General features: G+C 45.1%; 25 protein-coding genes, 1 tRNA gene and 3 pseudogenes. 17 read left to right on the plus strand and 12 right to left on the minus strand.

Annotated elements, in window-relative coordinates; genetic code table 11:
- Positions 1-63 precede the first annotated feature (63 nt).
- The 6 genes and pseudogenes from N4J56_RS40925 to N4J56_RS10785 all read right to left on the minus strand — a co-directional run bounded on the left by N4J56_RS40925 (position 64) and on the right by N4J56_RS10785 (position 6,833).
- The gene (locus N4J56_RS40925) at positions 64-789 is read right to left on the minus strand and encodes an SDR family oxidoreductase (RefSeq protein WP_410500471.1); all 726 of its coding nucleotides are present in this window, start codon (positions 787-789) and stop codon (positions 64-66) included.
- 111 nt (positions 790-900) lie between these two features.
- A pseudogene (locus tag N4J56_RS10765) lies at positions 901-2,730 on the minus strand (glycosyltransferase); the annotation flags it as partial.
- 108 nt (positions 2,731-2,838) lie between these two features.
- Positions 2,839-3,795 carry a glycosyltransferase gene (locus tag N4J56_RS10770; protein WP_410500472.1) on the minus strand — a complete coding sequence of 319 codons (957 nt, stop codon included), beginning with the start codon at positions 3,793-3,795 and terminating at the stop codon, positions 2,839-2,841.
- Positions 3,796-3,869: 74 nt separating this feature from the next.
- Entirely contained in the window at positions 3,870-4,340 is a 471-nt protein-coding gene (locus N4J56_RS10775) for a hypothetical protein (protein WP_317106456.1), read from the minus strand.
- A 28-nt stretch (positions 4,341-4,368) separates the two neighbouring features.
- Positions 4,369-5,397, minus strand: coding sequence for a glycosyltransferase family 9 protein (locus N4J56_RS10780; protein ID WP_317106457.1), 1,029 nt, complete (start codon positions 5,395-5,397; stop codon positions 4,369-4,371).
- A gap of 332 nt (positions 5,398-5,729) precedes the next feature.
- Positions 5,730-6,833 carry a glycosyltransferase gene (locus N4J56_RS10785; RefSeq protein ID WP_317106458.1) on the minus strand — a complete coding sequence of 368 codons (1,104 nt, stop codon included), beginning with the start codon at positions 6,831-6,833 and terminating at the stop codon, positions 5,730-5,732.
- Between the two features lie 255 nt (positions 6,834-7,088).
- Between N4J56_RS10785 and N4J56_RS10790 the strand changes: the two genes are divergently transcribed.
- Positions 7,089-8,309 carry a PucR family transcriptional regulator gene (locus N4J56_RS10790; RefSeq protein ID WP_317106459.1) on the plus strand — a complete coding sequence of 407 codons (1,221 nt, stop codon included), beginning with the start codon at positions 7,089-7,091 and terminating at the stop codon, positions 8,307-8,309.
- Here N4J56_RS10790 and N4J56_RS10795 read toward each other — a convergent pair.
- Positions 8,306-8,716 carry a metalloregulator ArsR/SmtB family transcription factor gene (locus N4J56_RS10795; protein WP_317106460.1) on the minus strand — a complete coding sequence of 137 codons (411 nt, stop codon included), beginning with the start codon at positions 8,714-8,716 and terminating at the stop codon, positions 8,306-8,308. The two genes, N4J56_RS10790 and N4J56_RS10795, sit on opposite strands and share 4 nt — an antisense overlap.
- Positions 8,717-8,826: 110 nt before the next feature.
- On the opposite strand from N4J56_RS10795, the gene N4J56_RS10800 reads away from it, so the two are divergent.
- The 4 genes from N4J56_RS10800 to N4J56_RS10815 all read left to right on the plus strand — a co-directional run bounded on the left by N4J56_RS10800 (position 8,827) and on the right by N4J56_RS10815 (position 12,179).
- Positions 8,827-9,684 (plus strand): metal ABC transporter permease, encoded by an 858-nt coding sequence (locus N4J56_RS10800; protein ID WP_317106461.1) that lies wholly within the window; start codon positions 8,827-8,829, stop codon positions 9,682-9,684.
- 80 nt (positions 9,685-9,764) lie between these two features.
- A tRNA-Phe gene (locus tag N4J56_RS10805) sits at positions 9,765-9,837 on the plus strand.
- A gap of 312 nt (positions 9,838-10,149) precedes the next feature.
- Positions 10,150-11,217, plus strand: coding sequence for a site-specific integrase (gene xerC, locus N4J56_RS10810; RefSeq protein WP_317106462.1), 1,068 nt, complete (start codon positions 10,150-10,152; stop codon positions 11,215-11,217).
- 566 nt (positions 11,218-11,783) lie between these two features.
- Positions 11,784-12,179: a helicase-related protein gene (locus tag N4J56_RS10815; RefSeq protein ID WP_317110605.1), complete on the plus strand. Its 396-nt coding sequence runs from the start codon at positions 11,784-11,786 to the stop codon at positions 12,177-12,179.
- 78 nt (positions 12,180-12,257) lie between these two features.
- Here the strand turns inward: N4J56_RS10815 and N4J56_RS40930 are convergent, their stop codons facing one another.
- Both N4J56_RS40930 and N4J56_RS40935 read right to left on the minus strand, forming a co-directional pair.
- Complete coding sequence (locus tag N4J56_RS40930) at positions 12,258-12,533, minus strand: transposase (RefSeq protein WP_410500473.1); 276 nt, start codon at positions 12,531-12,533, stop codon at positions 12,258-12,260.
- A 74-nt stretch (positions 12,534-12,607) separates the two neighbouring features.
- Positions 12,608-12,832: a transposase gene (locus N4J56_RS40935; protein WP_410500317.1), complete on the minus strand. Its 225-nt coding sequence runs from the start codon at positions 12,830-12,832 to the stop codon at positions 12,608-12,610.
- 545 nt (positions 12,833-13,377) lie between these two features.
- Here N4J56_RS40935 and N4J56_RS10825 point away from each other — a divergent pair.
- The 3 genes and pseudogenes from N4J56_RS10825 (at position 13,378) to N4J56_RS10835 (ending at position 17,704) form a co-directional block, all read left to right on the plus strand.
- Entirely contained in the window at positions 13,378-15,003 is a 1,626-nt protein-coding gene (locus N4J56_RS10825) for a serine hydrolase domain-containing protein (protein WP_317106463.1), read from the plus strand.
- Between the two features lie 102 nt (positions 15,004-15,105).
- Positions 15,106-16,374 (plus strand): annotated as a pseudogene (locus N4J56_RS10830) (IS701 family transposase).
- A gap of 88 nt (positions 16,375-16,462) precedes the next feature.
- The gene (locus N4J56_RS10835) at positions 16,463-17,704 is read left to right on the plus strand and encodes an IS701 family transposase (protein ID WP_317104652.1); all 1,242 of its coding nucleotides are present in this window, start codon (positions 16,463-16,465) and stop codon (positions 17,702-17,704) included.
- Positions 17,705-17,883: 179 nt separating this feature from the next.
- On the opposite strand, the pseudogene N4J56_RS10840 reads toward N4J56_RS10835, so the two are convergent.
- Positions 17,884-18,723: pseudogene (locus tag N4J56_RS10840) on the minus strand (IS1 family transposase).
- A gap of 86 nt (positions 18,724-18,809) precedes the next feature.
- On the opposite strand from N4J56_RS10840, the gene N4J56_RS10845 reads away from it, so the two are divergent.
- Entirely contained in the window at positions 18,810-19,013 is a 204-nt protein-coding gene (locus N4J56_RS10845; RefSeq protein WP_317106464.1) for a hypothetical protein, read from the plus strand.
- Positions 19,014-19,119: 106 nt separating this feature from the next.
- Here the strand turns inward: N4J56_RS10845 and N4J56_RS10850 are convergent, their stop codons facing one another.
- Positions 19,120-19,623, minus strand: coding sequence for an isoprenylcysteine carboxylmethyltransferase family protein (locus N4J56_RS10850; protein WP_317106465.1), 504 nt, complete (start codon positions 19,621-19,623; stop codon positions 19,120-19,122).
- Between the two features lie 105 nt (positions 19,624-19,728).
- On the minus strand, positions 19,729-20,310 hold the full coding sequence (locus N4J56_RS10855) for a Uma2 family endonuclease (RefSeq protein WP_317106466.1): 582 nt from the start codon (positions 20,308-20,310) through the stop codon (positions 19,729-19,731).
- A gap of 535 nt (positions 20,311-20,845) precedes the next feature.
- Here N4J56_RS10855 and N4J56_RS10860 point away from each other — a divergent pair.
- From N4J56_RS10860 to N4J56_RS10895, 8 genes are all read left to right on the plus strand, one after another.
- The gene (locus N4J56_RS10860) at positions 20,846-21,019 is read left to right on the plus strand and encodes a hypothetical protein (RefSeq protein ID WP_317106467.1); all 174 of its coding nucleotides are present in this window, start codon (positions 20,846-20,848) and stop codon (positions 21,017-21,019) included.
- Positions 21,020-21,082: 63 nt separating this feature from the next.
- The gene (locus tag N4J56_RS10865; RefSeq protein ID WP_317109052.1) at positions 21,083-21,568 is read left to right on the plus strand and encodes a helix-turn-helix domain-containing protein; all 486 of its coding nucleotides are present in this window, start codon (positions 21,083-21,085) and stop codon (positions 21,566-21,568) included.
- A 685-nt stretch (positions 21,569-22,253) separates the two neighbouring features.
- Complete coding sequence (locus N4J56_RS10870) at positions 22,254-22,727, plus strand: transposase (protein ID WP_317106468.1); 474 nt, start codon at positions 22,254-22,256, stop codon at positions 22,725-22,727.
- 46 nt (positions 22,728-22,773) lie between these two features.
- Positions 22,774-22,923 carry a hypothetical protein gene (locus N4J56_RS10875; RefSeq protein WP_317106469.1) on the plus strand — a complete coding sequence of 50 codons (150 nt, stop codon included), beginning with the start codon at positions 22,774-22,776 and terminating at the stop codon, positions 22,921-22,923.
- Between the two features lie 217 nt (positions 22,924-23,140).
- Complete coding sequence (locus N4J56_RS10880) at positions 23,141-23,416, plus strand: transposase (RefSeq protein ID WP_317106470.1); 276 nt, start codon at positions 23,141-23,143, stop codon at positions 23,414-23,416.
- Positions 23,417-23,518: 102 nt separating this feature from the next.
- Positions 23,519-24,148 (plus strand): siphovirus Gp157 family protein, encoded by a 630-nt coding sequence (locus tag N4J56_RS10885; protein ID WP_317106471.1) that lies wholly within the window; start codon positions 23,519-23,521, stop codon positions 24,146-24,148.
- A 199-nt stretch (positions 24,149-24,347) separates the two neighbouring features.
- On the plus strand, positions 24,348-26,018 hold the full coding sequence (locus N4J56_RS10890) for an ATP-binding protein (protein ID WP_317106472.1): 1,671 nt from the start codon (positions 24,348-24,350) through the stop codon (positions 26,016-26,018).
- Complete coding sequence (locus tag N4J56_RS10895; protein WP_317106473.1) at positions 25,987-26,721, plus strand: DUF192 domain-containing protein; 735 nt, start codon at positions 25,987-25,989, stop codon at positions 26,719-26,721. The genes N4J56_RS10890 and N4J56_RS10895 overlap by 32 nt, the downstream gene beginning before the upstream one ends.
- The last annotated feature ends 46 nt before the right edge of the window (positions 26,722-26,767 follow it).

Genomic DNA, 26,767 nt, shown 5'->3' on the forward strand with positions numbered 1-26,767 from the left:
GCAGGGAGTAGGGAGTAGAAGGCAGAAGTAGACTTAATCCAAAAGCCCAAATCTCAACTTGAATTAGGGCCAAGAACTTTCTTTCATTGGTAAAACCATGATTTCTGGAATTACCGTATCGGTTGGTTGCATTAATAGATATAAAACTGTTTGAGCAACGTTTTTTGGATCTTGCAATGTGCTTAAATCGAGATCGGGAAAACGTTCGGTTAAGAAAGGTGTTTGCATCCCGCCAGCCACTACAGCAGTCACTTTAATATTGTGCAGTCTACCTTCAACATGTAAAGCATGAGAAAAGCCTAATAATCCCCATTTACTAGCATGGTAAGCTGAAGCATTTGCCCATGCTCGTTTAGCCGCCGTCGAAGTGATATTAATAATGAAACCACCTCCCTGTTCTCTCATTGGAGTAAAAACGGCTTTAGACATAATAAAGGGTCCCGTTAAATTCACATTAAGAATACGCTCCCATTCTTGAACGGGCATTTCTTCAATTGGGACGGTTAAATCTATGCCTGCGTTATTAACTAAAACGTCTATTCTTCCATATCGATCCACAATTTTTTCAATGACAGTTTCAATTTGTGCTGCGTTAGTAACATCAAGTGCAACTGCCATTGCTTCTTTGCCGTTGTCGCGTAAGCTTTGAGCAACTTTTTCTGCTAATTCAAGACGAACATCAGCAATAATGGTGGCAATTCCCGCGTCAGCTAAGGTATGACAAATTGCTTCACCTAATCCACGCGCGCCACCTGTAACTAGTGCTACTTTTGCAGTTAAATTTTGCATAATTCTATCCTTTTGATTTGTTATTGGGTAATGGGTAATGGGTAATTGGTCACTGATAACTGATAACTGCTCCCCGATAACTGCTCCCTGCTCCCTGCTCCCTGATAGTTGTGGAACGGTTAATAGTTTTTCCTCTACCAATTCGCACAATAAATGCACGACTAACAACTGAACCTCTTGAATTCGTTGCGGATCGTTGGCAGGAACGCGAATTGCAATATCTGCAAGTCCTGCCAGTTCACCACCGTTACCACCAAGGAGGGCAATGCAACTAAGATTTTGCTGGCGTGCCGCATGGAAAGCATTGATGACATTACGCGATCGCCCACTGGTACTAATACCGAGCAATATATCTCCAGGTTGAGCAAAGGTTTTCACCTGTCGGGCGAAAATGTCGTCATATCCCACATCGTTAGACCATGCAGTCATAATTGCACTATCAGCCGTCAGCGCGATCGCGGGTAGTCCTGCCCGATAGGGACAGCGAAAACGACCGACGAATTCGGCAGCCAGATGCTGTGCTTCAGCCGCACTGCCACCGTTACCGCAGATTAAGACTTTTCCCCCTTGGGCAAAGCAGTGGCTTAATTGCTTGGCTGCTGCAAGAATTCCTTCACTCAGGGTAGCTTTAGATGCTTGAAAAGCTTGAATTGCTGCATCAAAACTACTTGCGATCGCTGCCAATTCATGCATAGAATTACCAACCAATTTGCTACCTGCTAAAACTGTTTCGTAGAGTGCGGCAATCTCACTAGTAACTTTTTGCCAGGTAAAGCACCGTTCGACGTGGCGGAGTGCCTGTCTGCCTAAAAGGTGTAACAAAGAGTGGTTTTGGAACAGAAAGGCAAGGCGATCGCCTAATATTTCCGGTTCGTTGGGTGCAACTAAATATCCCGTCTCTCCATCTTTAACTGTAAATTTAATCCCTCCCACATTCGAGCCGATGACGGGCGTTCCGCAAGCCATTGCTTCTAAAGGGGTAATGCCAAACGGTTCGTACCAAGGAGTTGTCACAAAGACATCCGCCGCACTGTAAAAATATTTCAGTACCTCGCGCCCTCGATGACCGATAAACGTGACGCGATCGCCGATTCCCAAGGTAGATGCGATCGCGTTTAAGCGACCGATCTCAGGCGTAATTTGCGGATCGGGATGAACGGACTCGCCCCCCACAATTAGCAAACGTGCCGCAATTTCATGCTGCTCGACCAAACGCGCAAACCCTCGGATCGCATTATCCACACCTTTACGAGGAACTAGGCGACCGAGTTGCAGTACGATCCTTTCCTGTTGAGGTATACCTAAACTCAATCGTGCTTGGAAGCTATCGATCTGCCAGAACTCCGAGCGATCGAAACCGCAGGGAATCACCTTAATCTTTTCCGGATCGGCTTGATAAAGGGAAAGTAAATCTTCTCGATCTTGGGGACACTCAGCAATAATTTTGTCGGCTTCCCGCACGATCCGATCTTCAATTGCAAAGCGTTCGTCAGGAAATCGATCGGCATTGCCTTGATGCAAACGCCGTACCCGTCCCAACGCATGAAACGTAACCACAAAGGGAATTCCTCGTTGGCGCTTAATTTCTGCGGCAACTAAGGCTGACATCCAGAAATTGGCGTGGATCAGGTCGTAGCGCCACTGACGATCCATAAAAGCGATCGCATTGGCAGTGAATTCCTCCATGTGCGGTAGTAATGCCTCTTTAGGCAATACCTCCGGTTTACCTGCGCTAACGTGAATAATTCTGACTCCGCAATGCCACTCCACCACCTCTGGTAATTGAGGGCGATCGCGCCGCGTGAATACATCAACGCTATAACCAATTGCTGCCAAGTGTTTTGCTACCTGACCCACATAAACATTCTGACCACCACTATCAACCCCCCCAAAAACTCCTAACGGGGTGGCATGTTCGCTAATTAGGGCAATGTGTTTCATGGGAAGGGGTGAGGAGTGAGGGGTGCGGGGTGCGTGGAGAAGGGTGTAGGGTGTGGTGAACAAAATAATTGCGCTCATGGCGCGAATTGCGAAATTTCCCTTGTCTTTTCAGGCGGCGGCTGACAACGATCGCCCAACGACCGAGAAAAAAGCTTCGTCCCAGTCGCGGCTGAATCGGTTGATGTTGAAGCGTTTTTGAGCTTGTTGTCTCGCCCCTGCACTGAGGCACTGAGCTAAATCGGGATTAGCAATCAGCGATCGCATTTGCTCAATTAAGCGATCGAGATCGGTGTCGATGTAACCAGAAATTCCGTTTTCTACCACTGTGGCTAATTCTGTGGTTGCTAAACCAACAATTGGTAGCCCTACCATCATCGCTTCGCATACTGCTAGTCCCAAACTGGTATAGCGAACTGGGTGAAAGAAAAAACGATATTTTGCAGTAAATTGAGCTAGTTGGGCGTGGGGAACTTCTCCTAGTCCACCTAGAGATTCTGCATCCATGCCAACTAAATCTAACGGTACGGACTGACGCACGCGCTCGAAAATATCTGCACCTAAACGCCGTCCTCGTTTGCCTAAACCGTTGGCAACTACTAATCCCTTGGCGATTTCTCCTGTATATTGCACATTGGTAGGAATAACTACGCCATGATCGATAACGCGAGTCGGCGATCGCCCGTTATCCCACATCAACTGATTGAAATGAGTGACGTGAATTAATAGCACGTTGCGATCGTCAACTATATGTTTAGTATTTGTCGGATGTTCTTGAGGGGGGTCGTGTTCTAAATAAATTCGAGGTAGTCGTTGCTGCAATTCGGATAGAATCTCGTATTGGTCTTGTAAGTAGTTTTTGCGCGACTGAAATAAAATGCAGTCAAATTCAAGATTTCGTACTTCTTCAGCTGGAATATCTCGCACGTTGTCCCCCCACGGAAAACCAGGTAAACGTCCGCCGTAGCCTTCTGGTTTGTCTGGTTTCACGGGTAAATAAAACTCATGATTTGCTTGAGTTAGGTAGTACAAGTAGCTACCGTGAACGTGCCAAGTGAGAATTCGCATAAAAAAAGTCAAAAGTCAAAAGTTAAAAGTCAAAATTAATTATTTGGAGATTGGTAGTTGGTTACCGTGAACTGTTAACTGCTAACTGTTAACTGATAACTGTTAACTGAAAGAACGCCGCCAAATTCTCGCGATCGCCCCACCCGAATCGGGATTCCGGCTAAATAGGCTAAATAGGCAAAGGGATAAGGAGATTCATTGTTGTTGGTTAAGATAATTGCGGCATCAAATTTGTACTGGCGGAATTTTTCGATTAATTTTTTTTCTCTAGCTGGAGCTTGCCAAGTCGTTGTATGGGAAATAATCCGATCGACCAAGCGGGAGTCGGGGAAGTTGGGAGAGAAAAGCTCCCTTGTCTCCCTTGTCTTCCTTGTCCCTTTGTCCTTTTCTGTCTCCTGACTTCTAGGGAGTAATAAAGTAATCTCTGCATCCGTTGATGTTTCTCGGATTTTCTGTAATTCACCTTGTAAAAAAGTTAACTCTGTTTCTAGATCTGCGACAAAAATAACGAGTAAACGCTGCACCTGTTGCCAGTTAATTTGCATACACTAAGCCGTTACATATTTTTAACTTTTAACTTTTAACTTTTGACTTGCTTACCTCTTGTTGTAAGAGGTCTTTTGCTTGAGTTAAGACAGAGGCGATCGCACCTTCATTGCTAGCAAAAACAATTCGATGGCGATCGCGATCTAGAGGTCCCCAGCGATCGGGATCGGAATTAGAAAATATGACTACGCTCTTAACTTGTAAAGCAGATGCTAAATGCGAAACTCCGGTATCGTTGCATACCAATAGTGCAGCCTGTTTGAGTAATGCCCCTAATGCGCCTAAACTGGTGCGTCCTGCTAGGTTAATTGCAGGGGTATTCATAGCCTCGACAACCACTTCAGTTAAATCTGTTTCTGCTACGGTTCCGGTGAGAACGATCGCAAACCCTTGTTGAGCTAATGCATCGGCGACAAGGGCAAATTGATGTGGCGACCAACGGCGATCGCTTATACTTGCACCTGGATGAATGCAAATATAGTGCTGAGGCTGTAAGTCATGCACCGCAGATATTTGTTGTAATTCCCACCAATCAGATTCCCAAAGCGGAAATTCTAGTTGTTCGCCCTGTAAGGTAATGCCTAAAAATGCCATCAAACGTAGATGCCGTCTTACTTCTGCTTCTCGATCTGGATAGGGTAAAAACCATTCTGGATCGGGGCAGTAATATCCCGGCAAGAAAAAGCCTGCATTCAATTTCGCTCCTAGTAATACTGCGAACGAATTACTCACAATACCGCTACCGTGCATTTGAATCACTAGATCGAAGGCTTGCGCTTGCATCTGAGTCAAAAATGCATGAGTATGTTGGGGCGATCGCCATCCTTCAGGAATCCCTGGATAACCTGGAAACTCCAACCAAGCATTTATATAGTGGTTGAATCGCTTCACAAAGCTTTGAGAGTTAGGTAAACCAATCAGTGTAATACGTGCTTCAGGTAAGGCAGCACGTAAAGCCCTCAACGCCGGAACAATGCATAGTAGATCGCCTAGTCCTGGTAAGCAACGGGCGATCGCCACTTGCGATACTTTTGGGAGTCGATGGCTGTAACTCATAGACTGACTCGCCTACTTTTGTCCAACTATCTTAGGCAAGTAGTCTAGATTTTTTCATTGGGCAGTTGTCCAAATAATTACTGTTTTATTCACTCAAAAATTGTGCAATTGCACAATTAAGACAAACAATCTTTTTTCTTCTTCCTATAGGTAGATTCAACCTGGAATAAAGTGTTCATCTTCTGCAAAATATGAAGTATTTTTTCATACTTAGATAAGTGTAGCAATCTTTGAAAACAGCAATCCTAGACCGTGCTTTTCTAAGGCGAGCCATGCCAGCCCTATACCTCTCACAAATGATAAATGACAAATGACAATACGATCGAACTCAATTAATCTTTAGGACGAGGAACAAATAATCTAGGTGCTTGAGGTCGGGCTAATAATTCGCGCCATAGTAGTTCGTAGCGATCGCTCATCTGCTTAACTGTAAAATTAGCTTTGGCAATTTCTCGCCCTCTTTGACCAAAACGCCAGCGCAATTGCGGATCATCTCTTAACTGTCGTAGTGCCAATGTTAGCCCTACAACATCATTTTTATTGACTAAAAATCCTGTTTCACCATCGATAACTGCTTCAGCCACGCTACCGACGCGAGTGGCAACCACAGGACGTGCAGCCAGCATCGCCTCTACAATTGCTAGGGGAAAACCTTCCGATCGCGATGGTTGAGCGACAATATCGAATTGTGGTAGGTATGCACGCGGATTTTCTACCCAACCGAGTAAATTAACGCGATCGCTTATTCCTAGTTCTATCGCCAATTGCTCTAAATTTGCCCGTTCGTCCCCTTCACCCAAAATTATCAGTTGCACCCCATCAACAGATGCGATCGCTCGTAACAATATGTCATGTCCTTTCATTGCATCCAGCCGCCCGATGCTACCGATTGTTACTTTTCCTTCAGGGCGAACAGTTGAGAGTTGAGGTTCCTCAGCCAAATCGGGAACGCAATTAGGAACGGAAACCACCGAATTACGACCGAGGGCGTAAAAATCTTCCATTAACCGCGCACTCGCTTCACCAACAGCAACATGAGCGTCAACTCGTAACGAAAGTCCTCGCGTCCGCCACCAAGTCAGTAAGTCCGTTGTCCGTAGTGGTAGTTGATCGACTCGCACGACTCGCGCCCCAGGTAAGATTAAAGCAGCAGCTAAACCCATTGCTCCCACCCAAGGCGTACAGAGATTAACATGCACTACGTCAGGACGTAGTTGCAATAAAGCTGTGAGATGAGCCAACAGCGAATGAATTGGTGTCTTAGGTAAGACTATTTTCGCGGTTTGAGGGCGTTGTCGGGCGATCGCTTCCACGACAAGCTCAGACGTACCTATGACTGTCACCTCAATTCGATCTGAGACGCTAGCAACTAAGTGGCTTAAACTAATTTCCGCACCACCAATTCCGCCAGAATCCGTATAAATGACTACTTGCATTTGTCATTTGTCAGTGATTCAATATTTTTGATTCAGTTGATTATTGAAATACTAATAATGTATCAATTGTGTACTCTGTTATCGTTAAAATTTAAAAAGTTTTAGTAAATAGAACTACCAAATAAAAATACAAAGAATTATATCTTTAGGCAGAAGTAAGCCGGAGTAGCAATGGCTATTCTTGAGCGATAAGACGCATAATTTTAATTCATTGATTCTGACAATTTACATGTATAAAAATAAAGTCGAAACTCAATGCAACGTAATTCAACGCATATATCTTTTGCCCATACTACGCAGTTTACACAAGTTGCTCGACTAGTAACGAGTAAAATAACGGAACTTCTGTCAACTCAAGTATTTGTAGTAAATTGCAATAACATTATCGTTGCTAGTAGTAAATGCGAGGAGATTGGGAAAGTCTTTCATTCTAATGAACAACAAGAAACCACCTATTTGCGAATCCCGTTACACCTCAAAACAGAAGTAGGCGAAGTTGCAATTGGAAATCAATTTAATGGTGAAACAATTTCACCGCGTCTAGCAAAAGTTTTAGTTGAATTGATAATCAATCAAGCCACTGTACTGAACCATCGACCTAATCAACAAGCGTTGAAGAATCAGTTCGTCAATCATCTGTTACACGGTCAAATTATCGATGAAACAGAAATTTTAAGGCAGGCAAAGCTATTAGGGCTAGATTTATCACCTCCGCGAGCGGTAATTTTGATCGATGCTGCTCAATACGTATTAAAACCTTCAGTAGGTGAATCAGACGGCAAGAATTTAGAAAAAGCTACGGTGCGACAACGCCGCCGCACGCAATATGCGATCGGCAGCATAGTCAACTTTTTTCACTTACCAGATGATACGATCTGTGCCGATTTAGGTAACGGCGAATTGGTAGTTTTAAAAGCTAGCAATACCAAAAATCTTGGGAGTTGGGCAGAACGAGGAAATAATACAGACTCATTAAATGCTTTATGGACAAATCTAGCAGCACTTAAACGGGCGGGAGACGCTCTACTAATGCATTTGCGCAGCGATACAGGGGCAGCAATTAGTATTGGTATTGGTCGCTATCATCCAGGTATTCTTGGTTTAGCGCGATCGTACCAAGATGCGAGGATGGCACTTTCACTCGGTCATCGCTTTAACGGTTGCGATCGCGTTTATTGTTTAGATCGTCTAGGAATTGCTGCATTTATTGGCGTAGCTGACGAACAAACCAAGATTGAATTAGCCACGCATTTACTCAGTCCGCTCGATTGCGAATTGGAATTATTAACAACCGTAGAGGCGTTTTTTGCCCGTGATTGCAGCCCTTCAGCTACAGCCAAGCAGCTTTTAATTCACCGCAATACTTTGAATTATCGTCTTGATAAAATAGCTTCGTTAATCGGTCTCGACCCACGGCGTTTTGATGATGCAGTACAAATTCGGTTAGCGTTGCTATTACGTAAGCTTCAATACTAGATTTCCTCGTCCAAGTGTTCGGCAACAGATTGATAGAGATTGAGAACGTGACTATCTTGGAGGTTGTAAAAAACATTGCGTCCCTGCTTGCGGTAACTCACCAACCGCATAGCACGTAATGTTCGCAACTGATGGGAAACAGCCGATTCAGTCATGTCTAGAGTAGCGGCTAAATCGCAGACACAGAGTTCTTTTTGTGCCAACAATGAAAGAATTCGTAACCGATTGGCATCTCCTAAGAGGCTAAAAAATTCAGCCATCCGCTGCGCCTTCTCAGTTTTGAGGACGTGGCTTTGTAGATGATTAACTCCATCCACGTCTACAGGGTGCGGTGGATGGCACTGAAGACGATCCGCCTCTGAGGTAGAGTTTCGTTTAGCCCGATCGGAAGCAGAGTAAACTGACATTGGGTGATAATAAAAGACTGTGTTTGCTGGATTAAATCTTCAGACACCCTAAGTATAGCCCAACTATAGCGCGGTCTAGGATATGCTCTGTTTAAGAATAAGTTGGTTCAATGATTTTAGAGTTTAGCTGGCTTGCTATTGCGAGAGTTAATAATCTACTCGAACTGCTTCAGTTTCCCTTCATGCAAAGGGCGATCGCAGGTGCGATATTAATGGGTATCCTTGGCGGTTTCCTGGGTGGCTTCGTCACCTTGCGACAGTTATCTTTTTTCAGCCATGCTGTAGGTCATGCAGCTTTGGTAGGCGTAGCCTTGGGGGTTTTACTCCAGTTAAATCCTACCTGGATGCTACTCCCTTTTACCCTAGCATTCGGCTTAATCGTCCTCTATCTGATCGACCAAACAAATTTGTCGAGTGATAGTGTATTGAGTGTAGTACTATCAGGTGCATTAGCAATAGGTGTCATCCTCAGCAGCCTGATCCAAGGATATCGTGGCAATCTAATGGGAGTCCTATTTGGAGATATTCTGGCGATCGACACCAGCGATTTGATTTTGACTGGCTTGGTATTAATCGGTAGCCTGATTTTCTTACTCCCTACATTGCGGCAGCAGATTCTCTTGACTCTCAACCCCACTATGGCACAGGTGCAAGGTATTCCCGTGCGTCTCTATCGCTACGCTTTTGTCGTCCTGCTATCGCTAGCTGTAGCTGTAGCAATTAAAGCCGTAGGCGTACTCTTAGTGAATGCCTTTTTGGTTATTCCTGCTGCTACTGCCAAGCTTATGAGCCATCAATTCACGCGCTTTTTAGTCATTTCCGTGATGCTTGGGGTCGTTAGTAGCATTGTCGGCATTATATTATCGGGTCTACTCAACTTTGCTTCTGGTCCTAGTATCGTTCTCGTCCAATTCTTACTATTTACATTCATTTTCAGTTGGGTGAAGCTAGTCTGGAAAACGGCATAAGAAATTTCGCACTCAACTCTTGCCAAGATCTGATAAGTTTGCTACCTTAATAAAGCGCCAAAAATTGACGCAGAAACTTCGCCGGGATAGCTCAGTTGGTAGAGCAGAGGACTGAAAATCCTCGTGTCACCAGTTCAATTCTGGTTCCTGGCATTCCTATTAAACCGCAAATTCTACAGCCTGTATTAGGTTTTCAGACCTTAAATACAGATGTAAAACGATAACTATTCTCATTTTATGGGAGCAGTTTGGGTCAGTTGAGGTCAAAAATTGGGGTAAAGTTGGGGTAAAAATGTAGAATAGAGGACGTTACCCCATCTGCTCGTTCTATGTCCTCACAGTCCATTAAAAGTAAAGCTAGTAAAGGGTCTGTACAAATCAAACTTTCCAACGGTCGTTTGCAGCTAGTTTTCTCTCACGAGGGCAAGCAGCCATTACCTTTCACTCGGCTTGCCAGATTCTAAGGTGAATCGAAACTTAGCTAGGGCTAAAGCAAATCCGATCGAATCCGATCTCGCCTACGAACGATTTGACCCAACTCTCGCTAAGTACAAGCCGCAGTCACTCACCACAATTACACCAATTACACCAATTACACCAATAGCCTCAGCTACTACCCCAAAGTCATCGCTCGCTGACTTGTGGAGCAAGTACATAGAGTTCAAACGGACACAGGTTTCTCAGTCTACAGTAGCTAAGGACTATAAAAAGGTTGAATCGCACATTCAAAAGTTACCGACCAAATTTTTAGATGATGCAATTGAAATTAGAGATTACGATGATGCAATTGAAATTAGAGATTACTTAGTGAAAAATCTCACACCGAATGCAGCAAAGCGATGCTTGACACAATTTTCTGCCTGTTGTAACTGGGCAATAAAATCAGCACTCATTTCAAACAATCCTTTTCAAGGTATGGCAGCAGAGATTAAAACACCCAAATCTAAAGCTTCAGAACACGATATCAATCCGTTTACGATTGAAGAGCGAGACAGGATCGTTAGTGCATTTGAAGCTAACCGTTACTACAGCTACTATGCTCCATTGGTAAAATTCTTGTTTTTAACTGGGTGTAGACCATCCGAGGCAATTGCATTGCAGTGGAAACATATTTCTAGTGACTTTCATTTCATCAGCTTTGAGCAGGCTGTGACTATCAGTGAAAATGGGCTGGCTCTCAAAGAAGGGCTAAAAACCCAAGAACGCCGCAAGTTTCCCTGTAATTCACGACTTCAAGCCTTGCTACAATCGATTCAACCTGAAATTCTCTACCCAGACGAGCTAATATTTCCTAGTCCAGAGAAAAAATACATTGATTTTCACAACTTTCGCAATCGAGCTTGGAAAAGAATTTTACAGAGCTTAAATATTGAGTATAGAAAACCTTACCAAACAAGGCATACCTTCATTACATTAGCTATAGAAAATGGTTTAGATGCTAAGGATATAGGTCAGTTAGTAGGTAACTCACCAGAAATTATTTATCGCCATTATGCAGGTTACAAACGTGAATTAATCGTTCCTGAATTTTAAAAACATTATCTAAATTATCTATTCCCTCAAAATATAAAATATCATTTGTAGCGTCAATTGCTGGTTATAGTAGGTATGGTGTAGCATGGTTAAAATTACTACACGGACAATATATACGATACTAAGGCTTTCTCTTTTTGACACATCTACGTAATTTAGTCTAAAAAGATTTTGTGGTAAAAAATCGCCATACAAAAGCTACTGAGAAACTCAAAAAATAGGTTGATGTATCAATAAATGACATCGGTAAATTTGCTAAATTGCAGCTCATATTCTGTGAAGATTATAGATTTTGAGTTAAGTTAATTCTTTGTTTTTCCCGATTACATCGGCACTTGACGACCGATAAGGTTCAAATAAATATCTAGAAATAAAATTGAGGAGAGACTGCAACAAATGAATGTTAGCAGCCAAAAAACCTTTGCCAAAAACTTCTGGATCGAGGTATCGAGCGAGTACGTAGCATGACGCACTTACTTCCTGGCACAGAAGTTGAAGCTCGTGGTCTGCGCTCTCGAAGTAGTGACTTCAGATAGTTTGGGGTTGCAAACTCTCTACCGCCTGCGCTGCATCCAGAACGCTCTGAGGGGACAAGAGCTAGATCTGCTTTATCCGTTCGAAGCGATCGCCAGGAAATCATCGAAAAGTTCCGCACCCAATCCAACCTCGTCTTGGTGAGTACCGATGCTACAGCAGAAGGGCTGAATTTGCAACAACGCTGTCACCATTTGATTCATTTAGAACTACCCTTCAATCCCAACCGCTTAGAACAGCGTAATGGAAGGATCGATCGCTTCGGGCAAGAACGAGAACCTGTGGTGCATTATCTATTTTTACACGATACCTTTGAAGAACGGATTTTGCTGCGATTGATTGCTAAATACGAACGACAGCGATCGCGTCTGACATTCGTACCTAATACTCTTGGTTTGACGGCTTCGACGGATGCAGCCGCAGCATAATTGCTCAAAGGGCTGATGGACGAAGACTAAAAGATGTTTCACGACGACACCCCCTTATTTGATTTTTCATAGCACTTTTCAATTGGGTGGAACATAATAACAGCAGTGAGTAAACCAACTAACTATGTCTTTGTCTGTGATTAGATTAATAGCCTCACTAATAGAAAAGTCGAGTTCTTGATAAGTGCGAGCTTCCCGAGTACGTAAAAATTCTTTGAGTTTAGACCAACAGTTCTCAATTGGATTAAAGTCAGGAGAGTAAGGAGACAAAAATCTAACTTTGGCTCCAACAGATTCAATAGCTTCTCTAACTTTTACGGCTTTATGAGCAGGTAAATTATCCCTTCCCCACAGTTGCTCCTAGCCACAACTCAGGTACAAGTACTTGCGTGACATAAGTAAGAAAGGCTTCTTTGTTTGTCCATCCCTCAAATGCGTGCATGAGCGAGAAATCCTGTTGTAGCAATTGCGCCAATCATGGTGATATTCTGGCCGCGATTATAAGGAGACTTACTATAGGCTCGCTTACCTTTTTTAGCTCGCCCGTAACAACGAGTCATAGCTAGATTAACGCTCCTTTCATCAATAAAAACCAAATCTTTGAGCTGAACGTCTCCAATAGTTCTCCAATATTGGCTTTTCAAGTTTTGCACTCGTTCAGATTGTGCTTCGCGACTCGTGTAGAGTCTTTTTTTTTCTGGTTAACTCTAGTCTTTGTAAAAAGCGGCAAATTGTAGAAAGACTGGCTTTTACACCTGTTTTTTCAGCTAAGCGATCGCTTAACTCCTGTAAGGCGGCATCGTTATCTTCTTCGACTAATTGGTTTAGTATTTCTATTTGTCGAGAGTTGGGTAAGGGAGGTTTTCCTCCTCCATGAGTATTAGGTTCTACGCTTGAATAAGCTTCATAAGGTTTTAAAAGCCGATTGACAAAACTATAACTTACCCCAAATCACTCAGCTAGTTGCCCAATTGATTCGTTAGTCTTGTGCTTAGCTTCAATAATTTTCCAGCGTAAATCTGTTGAGTATGGCTTCATCTTACCGTTTCATCAGGATCTTCTCCTTTTCCTACCTTAATCCATTCAATTGCAAACCGCTATCAGGCAAACGGAATTGGTGCTGCCGATAAAGAATATATCAGTTGTCCAGAGTGGACGAATGTACTTGAAACGGCATCTCATGCTTTGCAGGTAATGAATGGCGAGCGCGAGTCTTACTAAAATGAAGTCAATCGGTGTAAGTTTGAGTTGGGTAAAGCGTCTAATTGGTGGGCTAGCTAGTTTAGCTCTAATCTTGCTGCTGTCTGTACCACCTTGTTTAGCAGGAGCGTTAACAACCGAGCCGCCGCAGGTTGCATTTTCTGTGACTCACCGCCAAGGACTAAGCGACCCACAGGAGCTAGAAGCCTTTTTGGATAACTTCTTTGCCCAACAGATGGCAAATTTACACATCCCTGGAGTTACATTTACTCTAGTGAAAGATGGCAAGGTCTTTTTTACCAAAGGCTACGGCTATGCAGATTTGGAAAAGAAAGTGGCTGTCGATCCAGATAAAACTCTCTTTCGCCTTGCTTCTGTTTCTAAACTGTTTGCAACTACGGCTGTGATGCAGCTAGCCGAAAAAGGTCAACTCAACCTACACGACGACGTAAATAAATATCTCAAACGCTTTCAACTCCAAGAAAATTATCCCGCTCCAGTCACTTTTGACAATCTCCTAACTCATACTGGCGGGTTTGACGAAAGTTTCATCGGTTTGGCTGCCCGCAATCCAGCCGAGATCTTGCCGCTAGGAGATTATTTAGCACAACAGATGCCTCCTCGTGTCATGCCTCCAGGGAAAGCGATCGCCTATTCCAACCACGGAATAGCCCTAGCAGGGTATTTAGTCGAGGTCATTTCCGGTCTTCCCTTTGCCCAATATATTGATGAAAACGTCTTGCAACCATTAGGTATGCACGAGAGCAGCTTTCTCCAACCACTGCCACCCGATTTAGCGCCCGACTTAGCTGTAGGCTACGAGTATTTCCACGGTAGCTACCAGCCAATACCGTCCTACTACGTGAATGATGGACCAGCTGGCGCACTTAAGGCAACTGCCACCGATCTATCCCATTTTATGATTGCTCACCTGCAAAAAGGTCGCTACGGTGAGAGCAAAATTCTGGAGGAGAAGACGGCGATTGAGATGCACTCCTCCCACTTCACCCACCACTCCCGCTTGGCTGGTTGGGCATATGGCTTTTCCGAACGGCGGCAAAACAATCTACGCGCGATCGAACACGGAGGCACAGATCCAGGGTTTGCTAGTTTACTATTTTTACTACCCGAACAAAATCTGGGCTTTTTTGTTGCCTACAACAACCAGCAGGATGAACTGCGCGAACAACTCGTCAGCCAATTTCTCGATCGCTATTATCCGGTGCAGCAAGCGACGATTCCTCCCCAGGCGATCGCAGATTCTCCGCAACGGGCTAAATATTTCGTCGGTAGCTATCGGTTTATTCGCTACCCGCGACGCACGCTTGAAAAGCTAGCTCCAGTGTTGCTGAAAGCTCCAATCTCTGCACCAGAACTACAGGTAAAAGTTCAACGCGACAGCAGCTTGACTCTAGAATCTAGCAGTTACAAATCTAATTGCTCTCCTCGCCGTGCCTTGAACAAGGTGGGTTCGCTGTTGCAGGGAGTCTCAACGTCTGCATCAGTAGAACGAGCAGTCCCGAAATTAAATCAGTTGGTGGAGGTTGAGCCGCTGTTATTTCAAATGTCTGATGTAACAATACTTCGGACAGAATCAGGCGGCGATAGTGCCGTAAGAACGTAGGCTTTGGTAGTTAGTGGGACTTTGTAAGAAAGATGGAGCAAATTGAGCTAGAATGCGGGTAGGAGTTGCGTTTTACGTCAGTCTCGACAGGAGCAACGTAAGGTGAAAGATCAAGTACCAGCAGCGATGCCGCAGTGCTTTGAGAACTGGTGTCGTCGGTTTGATGATGTATTTTCGCGTCAGAAGCAGCGGCAGGAATTTCGTGTTTATCTAGGGGGACTGCTGGGTGAGAGTCAGCGCAAAAACCTGAGCCAACTGGTCACAAATACAGTAGATGGCTCCTACAACAGCCTCAGACATTTTCTCAACAATGCCCCTTGGGATGAAGTCAAGCTAAATAATCGGCGGTTGGAGGTGATGCACCAGTGTCGCCAGACGACCCCGAGTCAAGGTTTCACATTGATTGTAGATGATTCGGGACATCGCAAAAGTGGTGCGGCTACTGATGGGGTAGGACGGCAGTACATTGGGGAGATTGGCAAGACTGACAATGGTATTGTGCTGCTGACTACCTACTTGTATGATGGAGTGCGACGTCTGCCGTTAGATGTTGCACTCTATCAACACGCAAGTTTATTCGAGCAAGGCAAGGCAGACCCCAACTTCCAGAAAAAACCTGACCTGGCTCTAGACTTGGTTGACCAATGCTTGAAGCGCGGTTATCGACCGGGTGTGACTGTAATTGATGCAGGCTACGGTAATAACACGCCTTTTCTCAAGCAGTTGGAGTCGAGAAACCTAACTTACGTGGCAGCAATCGCCAAAAACCGCCAAGTTACTGCTCAAACATCAGGTGATGAGTCTGCTCGTAAGCAGGGATTAGAAGCTATTGCTCAAACCTTGGCAGTGGAGCAGTTCACACCTGTGCAACTCAATCTGGAGCAGCCCCGGACAGTTTGGGTGGCGCTGTTACCAGTTCACGTTCCGAAGCTCGAAGGCACTCGCTGGCTGGCGATTCAACTCAATGCCTCTAGTTTCGAGCAAGCGACGGAGGTGGATTACTTTCTCACCAATGCCTCTGACAACCAAGTCAGTGCGGCTTGGGTAGCTCAAACATATTCTGCTCGCAACTGGGTGGAGGTCTTCTATCGAGAAGCCAAGGGCTGGTTGGGTTTGAGTGAGTATCAAGTTCGGGATGCTCTGAGTATGAAGCGTCATTGGGTTTTAGTGTTCATCGCTTACACCTTCATCCTTTGGCATCAGTTGACCGGCGGATTCCGCAGACGTTGGGCAACCAAACCCTTACAAACCTTTGCCGAAGCATTGGAGGCATTCCGCACCGCAGTCGAGTTTCGTTTGGTCCGCTGACTTAATGAGCATGTTGATGTATTTGCCTCTCACAGAGCTAAGTTCGGCTATATTTGGGCTTAGAAAGTTTTAAAGTCCCATTAGGATAAGATTTAATGTATTACAGTTGTAGATAAGCTAAACTAGATTTGTAAGGAAATACAGTTTAGCAATGCTTGATACATCCAACGTGTTTTTAACAGGTGTTGCATTAGAAGCGCTCTCCCAATGGAGCAGTAGATTGAAAGCGTTTCAGCAAAAACTGGGAAAGCACTTCGCTCGTTCTGAAGCACGTCTTGCAGCGTATGACTATATCCAGGCACTACTAAGCCCAGTTGAGCGGAAGAATGGATGGCAAATGGCAGAACAGGTAGGGTATAGCAATCCCTATCGCTTCCAACATTTACTAGGACGGGCGCAGTGGAACGCGGACGCAGTGTGTGCAGAAATTAGAAAGTATGCAGTGGAGCATTTGAAGAGTGAAACAGATATTTTGGCAATTGATGAAACAGGTTTTCTGAAGCAAGGAGAGCAGTCAGTAGGCGTACAGGTGCAGTATTATGGCACAACTGGACATTTGGAGAATTGCCAGGTAGGTGTGTTCATGTCCTACATTAGCGACAAAGGACATACGTTGATCGATCGCCGTTTGTATCTACCGCGCACATGGAGTGAAGATCAAAGCAAACGTAAGAAGGGAGCAGTTCCAAAATCAATCACATTTGCGACTAAACCTCAACTAGCACAACAGATGTTGGAATCAGCTTTTAAAGACGGAATACGTCCCGCCTGGTTTGTTGCTGATGAGGTTTATGGCAACGATGGTTCATTGTGGTGGTGGCTGGAAAAGACTGCTAAACAACCGTATATACTCACGGTCAGCAAGAAGCAGCCTGTAGTTATTGGCTGGCAACGTTATCAAGCCCAAGAACTGTTACCTCAGCCGGACAGCCAGCTGTGGCAACGTCTTAGCTGTGGAGCTGGCAGTAAGGGAGAAAGATACTATGACTGGGCGAAAGTGCCAGTTAATTGTGACAGATCAGATGGTTTTCAACGTTGGTTATTGTTCCGCCGCTCTCTAGAACACCCTGAAGATCCTCGCGTCAGCTACTATCAAGTATTTGCTAAGAGCGATACTACCCTAGAAACGATGGTTCAAATCGCCGGGCAAAGGTGGCGGATTGAGGAGTGCTTTAAATTTGCTAAAGACCAGCTAGGTTTAGGAGAGTACGAAGTTCGTTCCTGGCATGGTTGGCATCGACACATCACCCTCGTCCTGGCTGCTCAAATATTTCTCACCGTCTTACGACACTCTTGTGAGCCTGCTATTCACTCCTCTACCCCCCCTTTACCTCTAGTAACAACTGGCAGTCTAACTGCGTTCAAAGCGGCACGAGGTTTATTGTCCGACTAAGTATCTGGGAGATGAAGCGGTGGGTATCTCGATTCTTGTTTCCCACATTCTGGTGTCTTGAACACGTTTTGCGTTGGTCTTATTGGCGCAGATCTCATCAAGCTACTGCTCGTTACTACCATTACCAAAAGCGAATTCATTCTTCTATTTATCTACAACTGTAATATAATGATAGTGCCTCAGCAAAGCGTGGAATAAGTTGCAATATCTTGCCAAGTCCAAGATTGTGAGGTTAAGTCTGCACGCTCACGCGGCTGTGGTTCCTAAACGAGAATGCACCCAAATCCAATTAAAGTAGCTGATGACCAAACGCAATGTGACTTTTGTCTGCTCCCAAACCTTGCCAAATTTGTTTTGTCGTCGATGCCAACGCCCTGTCTGTTGCCGAAGGGAACCATTAGTACGCTCTAATCGTTGTGTCAAAATTTTACCAATGTAGTGCTCTACTTCATCGTCTATGCACAACACTCGCTCATACCCTGACCAGCCATCGGTATGCCATTCCTTACAATCAGTCCTGCCTTGGGTACTAGTCACTAACTCAATTGCTAAGGAGTCGGTACGCTTGCCTACCCGACCACATAAAATTAAGCCATTTAACTGGGCTAAACTCAAAGCTATCCAACAGTCTCCGGCTTCCAGTTCTTCAGGTAGGCAGTGCTTTTGTTTTTTTGGACAAATGACCACCTAAGCGTCGGCAGCGATGGCATCCGTATCAACAGAAGAGACTTCGCCATTGTGAACTAGTTGTGCTTTTTGACTGGCAGCTCGAATCAAGCTGACTCCAGTGTTGTAGGACAGTCCGCGCTTTGCGACTAATACCACGTAAACTAGTTCCTTCGCAATGCGACTGCAAGACTATCCGTACTTCCTCCTGACTTACTTGCCGCCGATAGTAAATCGTGTCAAAAGTATCGGTGAATGTTTGCTTGCAGTTGGGACAACGGTAGTCGTTGGCTACCCTTACTCGTTTTACCGTGTTTATAAGTCTTATCGTGACTGCATAGGGGACAAGGCATTGCTTCTTAGAACAGGAGTGATTTTCTTCACCTGTATAATATCAATTCCACACTTTCCTGATGCACGACCCAACGGAGCTTTGGAAGTGAAACAGGAAAATATGAAACCGATTGATTCGCGACAGACTCAAGCAGAAATTAAGGAAATTTACGAGCGCATTGAGCGACTGATGGAGTGTCAGCTAGATCCGATTGATGAGGCACAAATCGAATTTCTCTGCCGCCGACCTTGGTTCACCCCAAGGCAAAAGCAAGTGTTAAGTGCAATGGAAGCAGTTTACGACAAATGAGTGTAATGGAAGCAGTTTACGACAAATGTTGCGATCGCGTACAAGCACACCAGCGATGAGATGTGCGCTCCTGCGTGTCAGCTCCATGCCCTTGCTCGGCGGCTGTCTATAGCCAGCGACGCACAGAAGTCTTATAGGGTAAGTAGTCCGACGGGAAGCGGGTTTCCAGGTAGTGCTCCTCTCGCGGGATGACCACGAACGACATCAGCGCTACCGCTGGCATGAGGGTAACGAGTAGCCAAAGACTGTTAACCCAGAATGCGACACCGAGCTGGAGCAGCGAGAAAGACAGATAGATGGGATTGCGGCTGTATCTATAGGGACCCGTGTGTACGATCGTGGTGGTGGGACGATTGCCTGGAACGGGCGTGCCAGCGGTCCCAAACGTGCGAACAGCCCAGAGGAACAGAGCGACGGCGACAAGCACTACAATGCCTCCGAGTGGCCTGCTCACGGCACGAGGCACGAGCGGAACTGACCGCGCGAAATGCAACAACAGACCTAAGGCGATCGCGCCCAGGTAGACAAAAGGCGGTCGCACGATCCCAGAGTTAGCGACTTCCGGCACCATGCCTGTCTCCACTTTATTGCTGCGATCGTCGCTTGTCATACGAAGTTCCTCCAAGTCGAAGAACGTTCACCTAGGGCTGCCGCTCAGCCGCGAATGCTATACAAAAGGGAACTAACCTTTGCGCCGATCCGAAGATGTCGTGGATTAGACGAGAGGGTCTGCTACAGGGTTGCCGCCGCCGAACAATAAATGTACTGAAATTATAACGTCAGGAAATGCTACTGGACTAATTTCTCCCACTGTGAGAGTTTCTTCTGACGTGTAGTCACCCTCGCAAGGTGTGCGAAACACCTTGAGCTGTCGATGCTTCAAGTCCACAACCCAGTATTCTTGAATCTCTGCCCAAGCGTAAGTTTTTCGCTTGGCATCTAAATCTTTGTTGAGGCTTGTGTTAGCATACTCAACTAGCCAAAAAATATTTTCAGGATACGGATGACGGGTGTGGTAAAGGGCGCGGAGTGGTTGCACGAGCGCCAAGTCAGGTTCTGGCTCCGAACGGCTGTTAGGCAACGTCACTGGTTTGGCATCGCGCACTAGGGCTTGGTCGCCTAGCAATCTCCTTAAGTAATCAGCTGTATCAGTACTTTGCTGGGCGTGTTCCGGACCCTCTGGAGGCATTTCAACGATCTCTCCGTTTAATAGCTCAACATGGCGACCTTCTAACAGACCGACTTCAATCATGCGATGATAGTCTTCTAGCGCCCACTTAGCAGTAGTCACAGTCATATTGCGTCTTTCCAAGTCAAGGAATTAATATGGCATTGCTACTAAAGTAACTAACATTCCCTAATTCACAGTTTAACTTGAAAGGCTCTGTGGAGCAGAGGTTGGATATACTGCAATGCCTCGATCGGGTGTTGCTTCGGTCTCCGGTCGCTCACCTTAAATTAAGGTGAGCTGGTTTAGCAGTCATGGCAACTGCTTAAATTCACTCTTTATGCGTTGTGCTTAAATTTCATCAAGGTTTGTATGTTACCTCTGCCATACAGAGATAGTTTTGGTCAAACGAGCATTGCGATCGCGTTCTTTGAGTGCTGTCCGTGTTTAAAAGCTTCGCCCTTCTGCACCACGGATCTCGAAAATGGCAAGTTACAAGTTTTTTATTTATGACTGACACACAAACAGATATTTATGGATAAGGCGTGACAAAATCTTGCTCCTAAATTCGTTAGTATCTCCTCAACTACTGCCAACACTTTAGAAACAACGTACAAGTGCTTTGCACCTATTGCACTGATGTTAATTTTCGTGCAGTGCAGCTATGACGACGCAGCTATCCAATTCTAGAGAAACACTCAAAACTCAGACAGTGGCTGATTCACCAGCAGAACAAGAAACACAAACTACATCTACTGAAGAAATAGCTTGCTTAGAAATTGAAGCAAAAAAGGCGCTAGAACGACACGATTACTATCACCTTACCTACAGCCAATAAGTAGTAGGGCATAATTAAACGTAAGATAGAGAAAAGCCAAAAACTTGCTGATTTTGACCACTCATGCCTGCTCCTTTACGTATCGTTTTGACAGAGTCAGAAGACCGGACGTTGAGTGAACTTCGGGTTGCCAAAACCGTTGCTCAACGTACCCGAGATCGAGCACAAATGCTTCGACTCAATGCTCAAGGATGGGTAGTGCCAGCGATTGCCGAAATTTTTGAGTGCCAAGAGCAGACAGTGCGCGAAACCATCCGCCGTTGGCAGCAGCAAGGGTTAGGTGGATTATGGGATGCTAGTGGACGAGGAGCTAAAGCCAAATGGCAAGAAGCAGACATGGCCTACCTAGAACAATGCCTAGAGCAAGAAGCCAGAACCTATAATAGTCAACAGCTAGCCCAGAAGCTAGAGCAAGAACGACAGGTAAACCTAAGTGCTGACCGGATTCGCCGCATTCTAAAAAAAAGGGCTTTAGTTGGAAGCGGACTCGACACTCGCAACGGGGCAGACAAGATCCTGAGTACAAAGCACTCAAGCAAGCCGACTTAGACACACTCCAACTAGCTGCCTGTGAAGGGTACATTGACCTGAAGTATCTTGACGAATCGGGATGTTGTCTGGAAAGTCCAGTCAGTTATCTGAGATCTTGCACCATTCTCAATAAAGGGTTGCCAAAAGAGCCAAAATCTGGAAGAAAGGGCGTAGGAATAATTTGAGTTGACGATTATGGAAACCATCGTCGAATACGCCCAAGGGCTAGTCTATAGCCTTCTTTGCTTAATGCCTAGCACATACCAGAAAGCCAGTCTAAACGCCCTGTTCGGGCTGTTTCTTGAAGCTCAAGGATATCCTTTACCCCAGCACACCCAGGTGAAATCCGCTTCTTCATTGAGTCGATTTTTGAATCACTACAATTGGTCTACTCGTAGCGTGATTCGCACGACTCGTCAAATGGTGTTGCAGCAAGTGACCGCTCATCCCCCTCATCCAAGCACTCCTTTGCGAGTGTTGATCGATCTAACGACATTCGAAAAGTGCGGCAAGTTTTTGCAGTTGAGTACGCCGACGAATGACCCCAAGGCACCTGACCCCTGGGTGAGAATACTTAACGGTAAGCGGGGATTACATTTAGTAGTATTGTACCTGGTGGTGGGTGAGTGGCGAGTGCCTTGGAGCTTTCGGGTCTGGCGGGGCAAAGGCTATCAAGCGCCCAGTACAATTAGCCTGCAAGTTGTTGGCAACGGTTCCAACCCAGTTGAGTCAGGGCAGGGTGGTCATTGTACAGGCAGATACGGAGTTTGGCACCGTAGAGTTTCTCAAAGCAGTGCGAAAGCAGTCGTGGCGAGCAGTCGTGGGGATGCGCTGCAATCGCAAAATGCAGGACGGTCGTCATCTAAAGCAACTGTATCGCCATGCCAACCGTGGACAACAGGTGTATTTAGCGGGAGACACACAGCCACTGACGGTGTCCTGGTTCTGGCTCAAACGAGCCGAAGGCAAGCGAGAACTGCGCTTTGTCGTTTCTACCCATCCTTACTCTGGCATTTATCTGGTGCGGCTAGGACGTAAGCGCTCTTGCATTGAGGGCTTTTTCAAAACGAGCAAACATCGTTTTGGGCTGCATCGCTTTGGGCAAACTACGAAACTTGGTGTCTATCGCTGGCTCATCAAGAGCGCTAATTGCCTATCTATTGGCGCATTGGATTGACCAATGGTCACTACCTCCTGTCCTGGATTGGAAAGCTGCCAGTGATTTGGCATTAACTGTACTGTTTCCCTCGGTTCTGTGGTTACAATTGCTGCGGTTCATCCGAGTCAATGCTGACATTGCTGCACAATTCGATTTTGAAATTATCCTCAAACCTTTACCCATTCTTGCTTATCGAGAATGCTGCAAGATCTGAGTTATAGTTACTCTCGCATTGGAGAGCAGAAACACCGAAGAGCAGGTCAAATCCTATGGAGACCGCATTAGTATTCTAGGGATATGGCAACCAGAGCAGTCGTTTGACTATGCTCTGGTACAAGGCAGTTTCCACAAGGAACGCTATGTTAAAGTGATGAACGCTCCTTGCCCAAAAGAGTGAGCAGACATTGCTACAAACCGGACGGCTCACAGTCGTGGTGCAAGATAATGGTTCGGCTCATACCAGTCATCTTGCCCGTGAGCACTGGCAGCAGTGGCAGTCGAAAGGGCTATATCTCTTTTTTCTCCCCCAATACAGTTCACATATGAATCTGATTGAAGCGCAGTGGCATCAACTCAAAACCCATGAAATAGCCGGAAGGATTTTTGATAACGAGTATGATTTAGCGAATGCCATGATTGAGGGCATGGAGAATCGAAGTCAACAAGGGGGATGGACACTGGAACGTTTTATGTTTAAATCTGCCTAGCTACTTACTAAGAAAATTGTTCGATCGGCACTGATGAAAAATCCCTACAAATATCAACGCAGATCGATACAGGTAGATAGATAATACCAGCTTGGAAATCTTATGAAACAAGATAAGACAAATAATACAGATCGGGTAGATACAAAACCCAAAGATATTACCGCGCGATCGCTTCGAGAGCTATCCGTAGAAGCTGCTTTGTTGTGTAACAAGATAGAAGACGCTTCAGAGTCAGGAGCTGAAAACGTCGAAAACTTAGTCAAACAACTGTGGCAAGTTCAAGAAGCAACTGAATCCAAAATTGACAACGTTGCTTGGATAGTAGATTATCTAAAAGTTGAAATTGATACTGCCAAAAAACGCCTGGTTGCAGTTATAGAGCTACACGAACAATTCATTGCCAGAAAGGAAGCTCAGTTAGCAGGTATCAAGCAAGGACTGCTGTGGTTGCACGAGCGAGGATTAATTCCAAAACGCAATATCGGTAAAGAAAGAGAAATTGAAATTAGGGATAATCACCCCAAAGTTATACCTAAAGTAGCTGCCGATCATCCCCAGCTTCCAGATGAATTTCGAGTGCAAGAATTAAAATCTAGACTAGATCTTCAAGCTATTCTTGATGCTCATAAATCTGGGAGAGATGTCAGCAGCTTTGCTGAGATTCAAATTGGAAAACAAGTGCGCTTCAAATTTCAATCCTCTCGTACTAAAGTCAAATACTCCCAAAGTTAGAGGTTGAAAACTTCCCCTCGCAGTTAGGGGAAGTCATACTTTCTGTATCCAGAATAGAGAGTGTTGCTATGGCATTGACTTTTTCTATAGCATTCTTCTGATATAAATGCAGCAAAAAGATCGAAAACTTGTTAGATGCCTATATTGCGCCAGTTAATCTACGATTTGAATAAAATTACAATAGTTAACCTTTCCTTACATGCAGTCGAATATATTTCACGCTCTTGAAGAGCATATCATCAACAATAGTCCACTTGTTGCTTGCGAGTCACCATTTCAGGAACGGCTGCGCTTTTTTCTAGGTGCTGCTCAAATTTGTCACAAACTAGGTAAAAACTGCTATCTGTGGAATTTGGGAGAAAGTGCAGTTAAGAAAATTAGCATTTCTGTTGAGGGAAATCTAGCTACTCAGAATTTTGATGGTTATCAGCCTATTATTACTGGGCAAAAAAGAGAAGAGTATGCAAATGTTTTTTATTTTTGGCAAACGCAGTTAGAAAATGGAATATTAGTCGTTGAAAACATTTATCCTTGGCTGCAATCGGAGAATGTGGCGAAACACACAGATTTTTTATTGATGTCAGAATGGCTAAAATCATCTCTGTTAAACCTAAAGCTTTATAACGATAGAGCAAGGAAAACTCTAGTACTGTTAGGAGATTCCGCTAGCCTTTCTAAAGACATAGTAGGCGAAATCCCCACAATTTCTCATGAGTTACCTGAGATTGACGAGATTATAAGCGTACTCAGGCATAGCCAATTCTTTCCAGTCAGTTTAGAAAAAAAAGATTGGTCAGAGATTGCTAGAGCAGGTATAGGATTGTACGCATCGGATATAATACGTGGTTTAGCATCTTTAAACAAAGAATTTAACTTAGAGCTAACTGCAAGTACCAGAGAACAAATTGTCAAACAAGCAACTAAACAACTACTCGAATATAAAATAGATTTATTGAACAAACTTTATAATGTCGAGTTCGTTCCACCTCCAAAAGTCAAGCTTGGAGGATTGGAACTGATGCAAGAAGCATTTCAAAAGTTCAAAGTTTTGCTATCGCCAGCAGCTAGACAGTATAACTTGAAAGTGCCAAAAGGTGTGATGTTTGTCGGACCACCTGGGACTGGTAAATCTCATGCAGCAAAAGTCTGCGCTCAAATTATGGGAGTACCGCTAGTCTTGGTTGATTGGGGAAATTTCAGAAGTGAGGGCGATCGCGCCGAAGTTAAGTTGCAAAAGTTGCTCAAGCTTGCCGATCGCCTCAACCAAATCGTTGTCTACTTCGACGACCTAGATAAGGGATTTGCCGGAGACGACGACCTATCGAGACGGCTAGCAGGTCAGCTGTTGACTTGGATGCAAGAGCGCACGAGTGATGTGGTGGTCATTGCTAGCGTCAACCGCATGGAATGGTTGCCCCCAGAACTTACCCGTGCTGGCAGATTCGACTATATCTACAAAGTAGACTTGCCCAACAACGGCGAACGCCACGCTATTTTCAAGCTGCACGCTGCCCGATTCGATTGCCGCTTCCGCAATGGTGGCGATCCCTTTACTGAAGCCGAATGGCGGCGACTGCTCAAAGCAACAAATAGATGCGTGGGTGCAGAAATCCAGACAATTGTAGAAAGAGCAGCAGCCACTACTTTCTACGAAATGCTAGCCAGTGGTGAAATCAATCAGAATTGTCAACCTCAACTAGAACTCACAGTTGAAGCACTGCTGTCCGAGCGCAAGCAGATGAATCCTTTGGCGATTAGGGAAGCAGACAGAGTAGAGTCCATGCGTAACAAAGCAGATATTCAAGGACTTCCTTCTTCTCCTACTGACGACAGTATTTATGCCAACGGTAATGTCGAGATCTTTAGGTAGCACCGATTCTCCTCAGCACTCGCTCCCGATGCATCGCGGATATTCGCAGTACGTGCTACAAGGGCGATCGCGATTTGCTTCTCAATCTTTAAACGCTATGAAAGAAAACTCTGCTGCTAGCCACAGCTCCCGTCAGGTAGGCAAGTGCAGCGCCGATGAAATTTACCTGAAAATTCTCAACTGTATTGGACCAGTCGCAGGTATTCTCGTTGCTGTCGTTCCGGTTGCTTTTGCCTTGATTCCTCCCCCAGCACAACAACTACCCATCGAAGCTCACCTGCCGATGCTAGCGCGAAAGATCTCACTTGAGGTGGCACGAACGCCAGAACAAGTGGTTGCTGGTCTGAGGTCTCGCTCCTCCCTACCGCTAGATCGCGGTATGCTTTTTGTGGTCAGCAAACCCAAACCAGTCAAACTGTGGATGAAAGATGTGTTAGTGCCACTGGATATCATTTTCATTCGGAATGGTATAGTTGCGTCCTTAGTCAAAAATGCTCCTCCCTGTCCGCGATGGAAAAGTTGCCCGATTTACGATTCCGTCAAACCAGTCAGCTACGTCTTAGAGCTACCAGCAGGCAGTGCTAATAGACTTGGTATACAACCAGGTAAAAAACTAGATGTTAAGTTTACCAAAGCGATCGAGCGATCTTGTTATAAAGCTATTAAGTGCGCGATCGCAGCATCACACACTCTACTGAGGTAAACACCAAATGTTTTCGCCAAAATACGAGCTATGTCAGCTCCGACAA

The sequence above is a fragment of the Chroococcidiopsis sp. SAG 2025 genome (genome assembly GCF_032860985.1).
GTDB lineage: Bacteria > Cyanobacteriota > Cyanobacteriia > Cyanobacteriales > Chroococcidiopsidaceae > Chroococcidiopsis.

What these genes read in the sequence shown, in the direction of transcription:
- N4J56_RS40925 (WP_410500471.1), bottom strand. Translation starts at nt 789, where the DNA reads ATGCAAAATTTAACTGCAAAAGTAGCACTAGTTACAGGTGGCGCGCGT.
- N4J56_RS10770 (WP_410500472.1), bottom strand. Translation starts at nt 3,795, where the DNA reads ATGCGAATTCTCACTTGGCACGTTCACGGTAGCTACTTGTACTACCTA.
- N4J56_RS10775 (WP_317106456.1), bottom strand. Translation starts at nt 4,340, where the DNA reads ATGCAAATTAACTGGCAACAGGTGCAGCGTTTACTCGTTATTTTTGTC.
- N4J56_RS10780 (WP_317106457.1), bottom strand. Translation starts at nt 5,397, where the DNA reads ATGAGTTACAGCCATCGACTCCCAAAAGTATCGCAAGTGGCGATCGCC.
- N4J56_RS10785 (WP_317106458.1), bottom strand. Translation starts at nt 6,833, where the DNA reads ATGCAAGTAGTCATTTATACGGATTCTGGCGGAATTGGTGGTGCGGAA.
- N4J56_RS10790 (WP_317106459.1), top strand. Translation starts at nt 7,089, where the DNA reads ATGCAACGTAATTCAACGCATATATCTTTTGCCCATACTACGCAGTTT.
- N4J56_RS10795 (WP_317106460.1), bottom strand. Translation starts at nt 8,716, where the DNA reads ATGTCAGTTTACTCTGCTTCCGATCGGGCTAAACGAAACTCTACCTCA.
- N4J56_RS10800 (WP_317106461.1), top strand. Translation starts at nt 8,827, where the DNA reads ATGATTTTAGAGTTTAGCTGGCTTGCTATTGCGAGAGTTAATAATCTA.
- N4J56_RS10825 (WP_317106463.1), top strand. Translation starts at nt 13,378, where the DNA reads ATGGCGAGCGCGAGTCTTACTAAAATGAAGTCAATCGGTGTAAGTTTG.
- N4J56_RS10835 (WP_317104652.1), top strand. Translation starts at nt 16,463, where the DNA reads ATGCTTGATACATCCAACGTGTTTTTAACAGGTGTTGCATTAGAAGCG.
- N4J56_RS10850 (WP_317106465.1), bottom strand. Translation starts at nt 19,623, where the DNA reads ATGACAAGCGACGATCGCAGCAATAAAGTGGAGACAGGCATGGTGCCG.
- N4J56_RS10855 (WP_317106466.1), bottom strand. Translation starts at nt 20,310, where the DNA reads ATGACTGTGACTACTGCTAAGTGGGCGCTAGAAGACTATCATCGCATG.
- N4J56_RS10860 (WP_317106467.1), top strand. Translation starts at nt 20,846, where the DNA reads ATGACGACGCAGCTATCCAATTCTAGAGAAACACTCAAAACTCAGACA.
- N4J56_RS10865 (WP_317109052.1), top strand. Translation starts at nt 21,083, where the DNA reads ATGCCTGCTCCTTTACGTATCGTTTTGACAGAGTCAGAAGACCGGACG.
- N4J56_RS10885 (WP_317106471.1), top strand. Translation starts at nt 23,519, where the DNA reads ATGAAACAAGATAAGACAAATAATACAGATCGGGTAGATACAAAACCC.
- N4J56_RS10890 (WP_317106472.1), top strand. Translation starts at nt 24,348, where the DNA reads ATGCAGTCGAATATATTTCACGCTCTTGAAGAGCATATCATCAACAAT.
- N4J56_RS10895 (WP_317106473.1), top strand. Translation starts at nt 25,987, where the DNA reads ATGCCAACGGTAATGTCGAGATCTTTAGGTAGCACCGATTCTCCTCAG.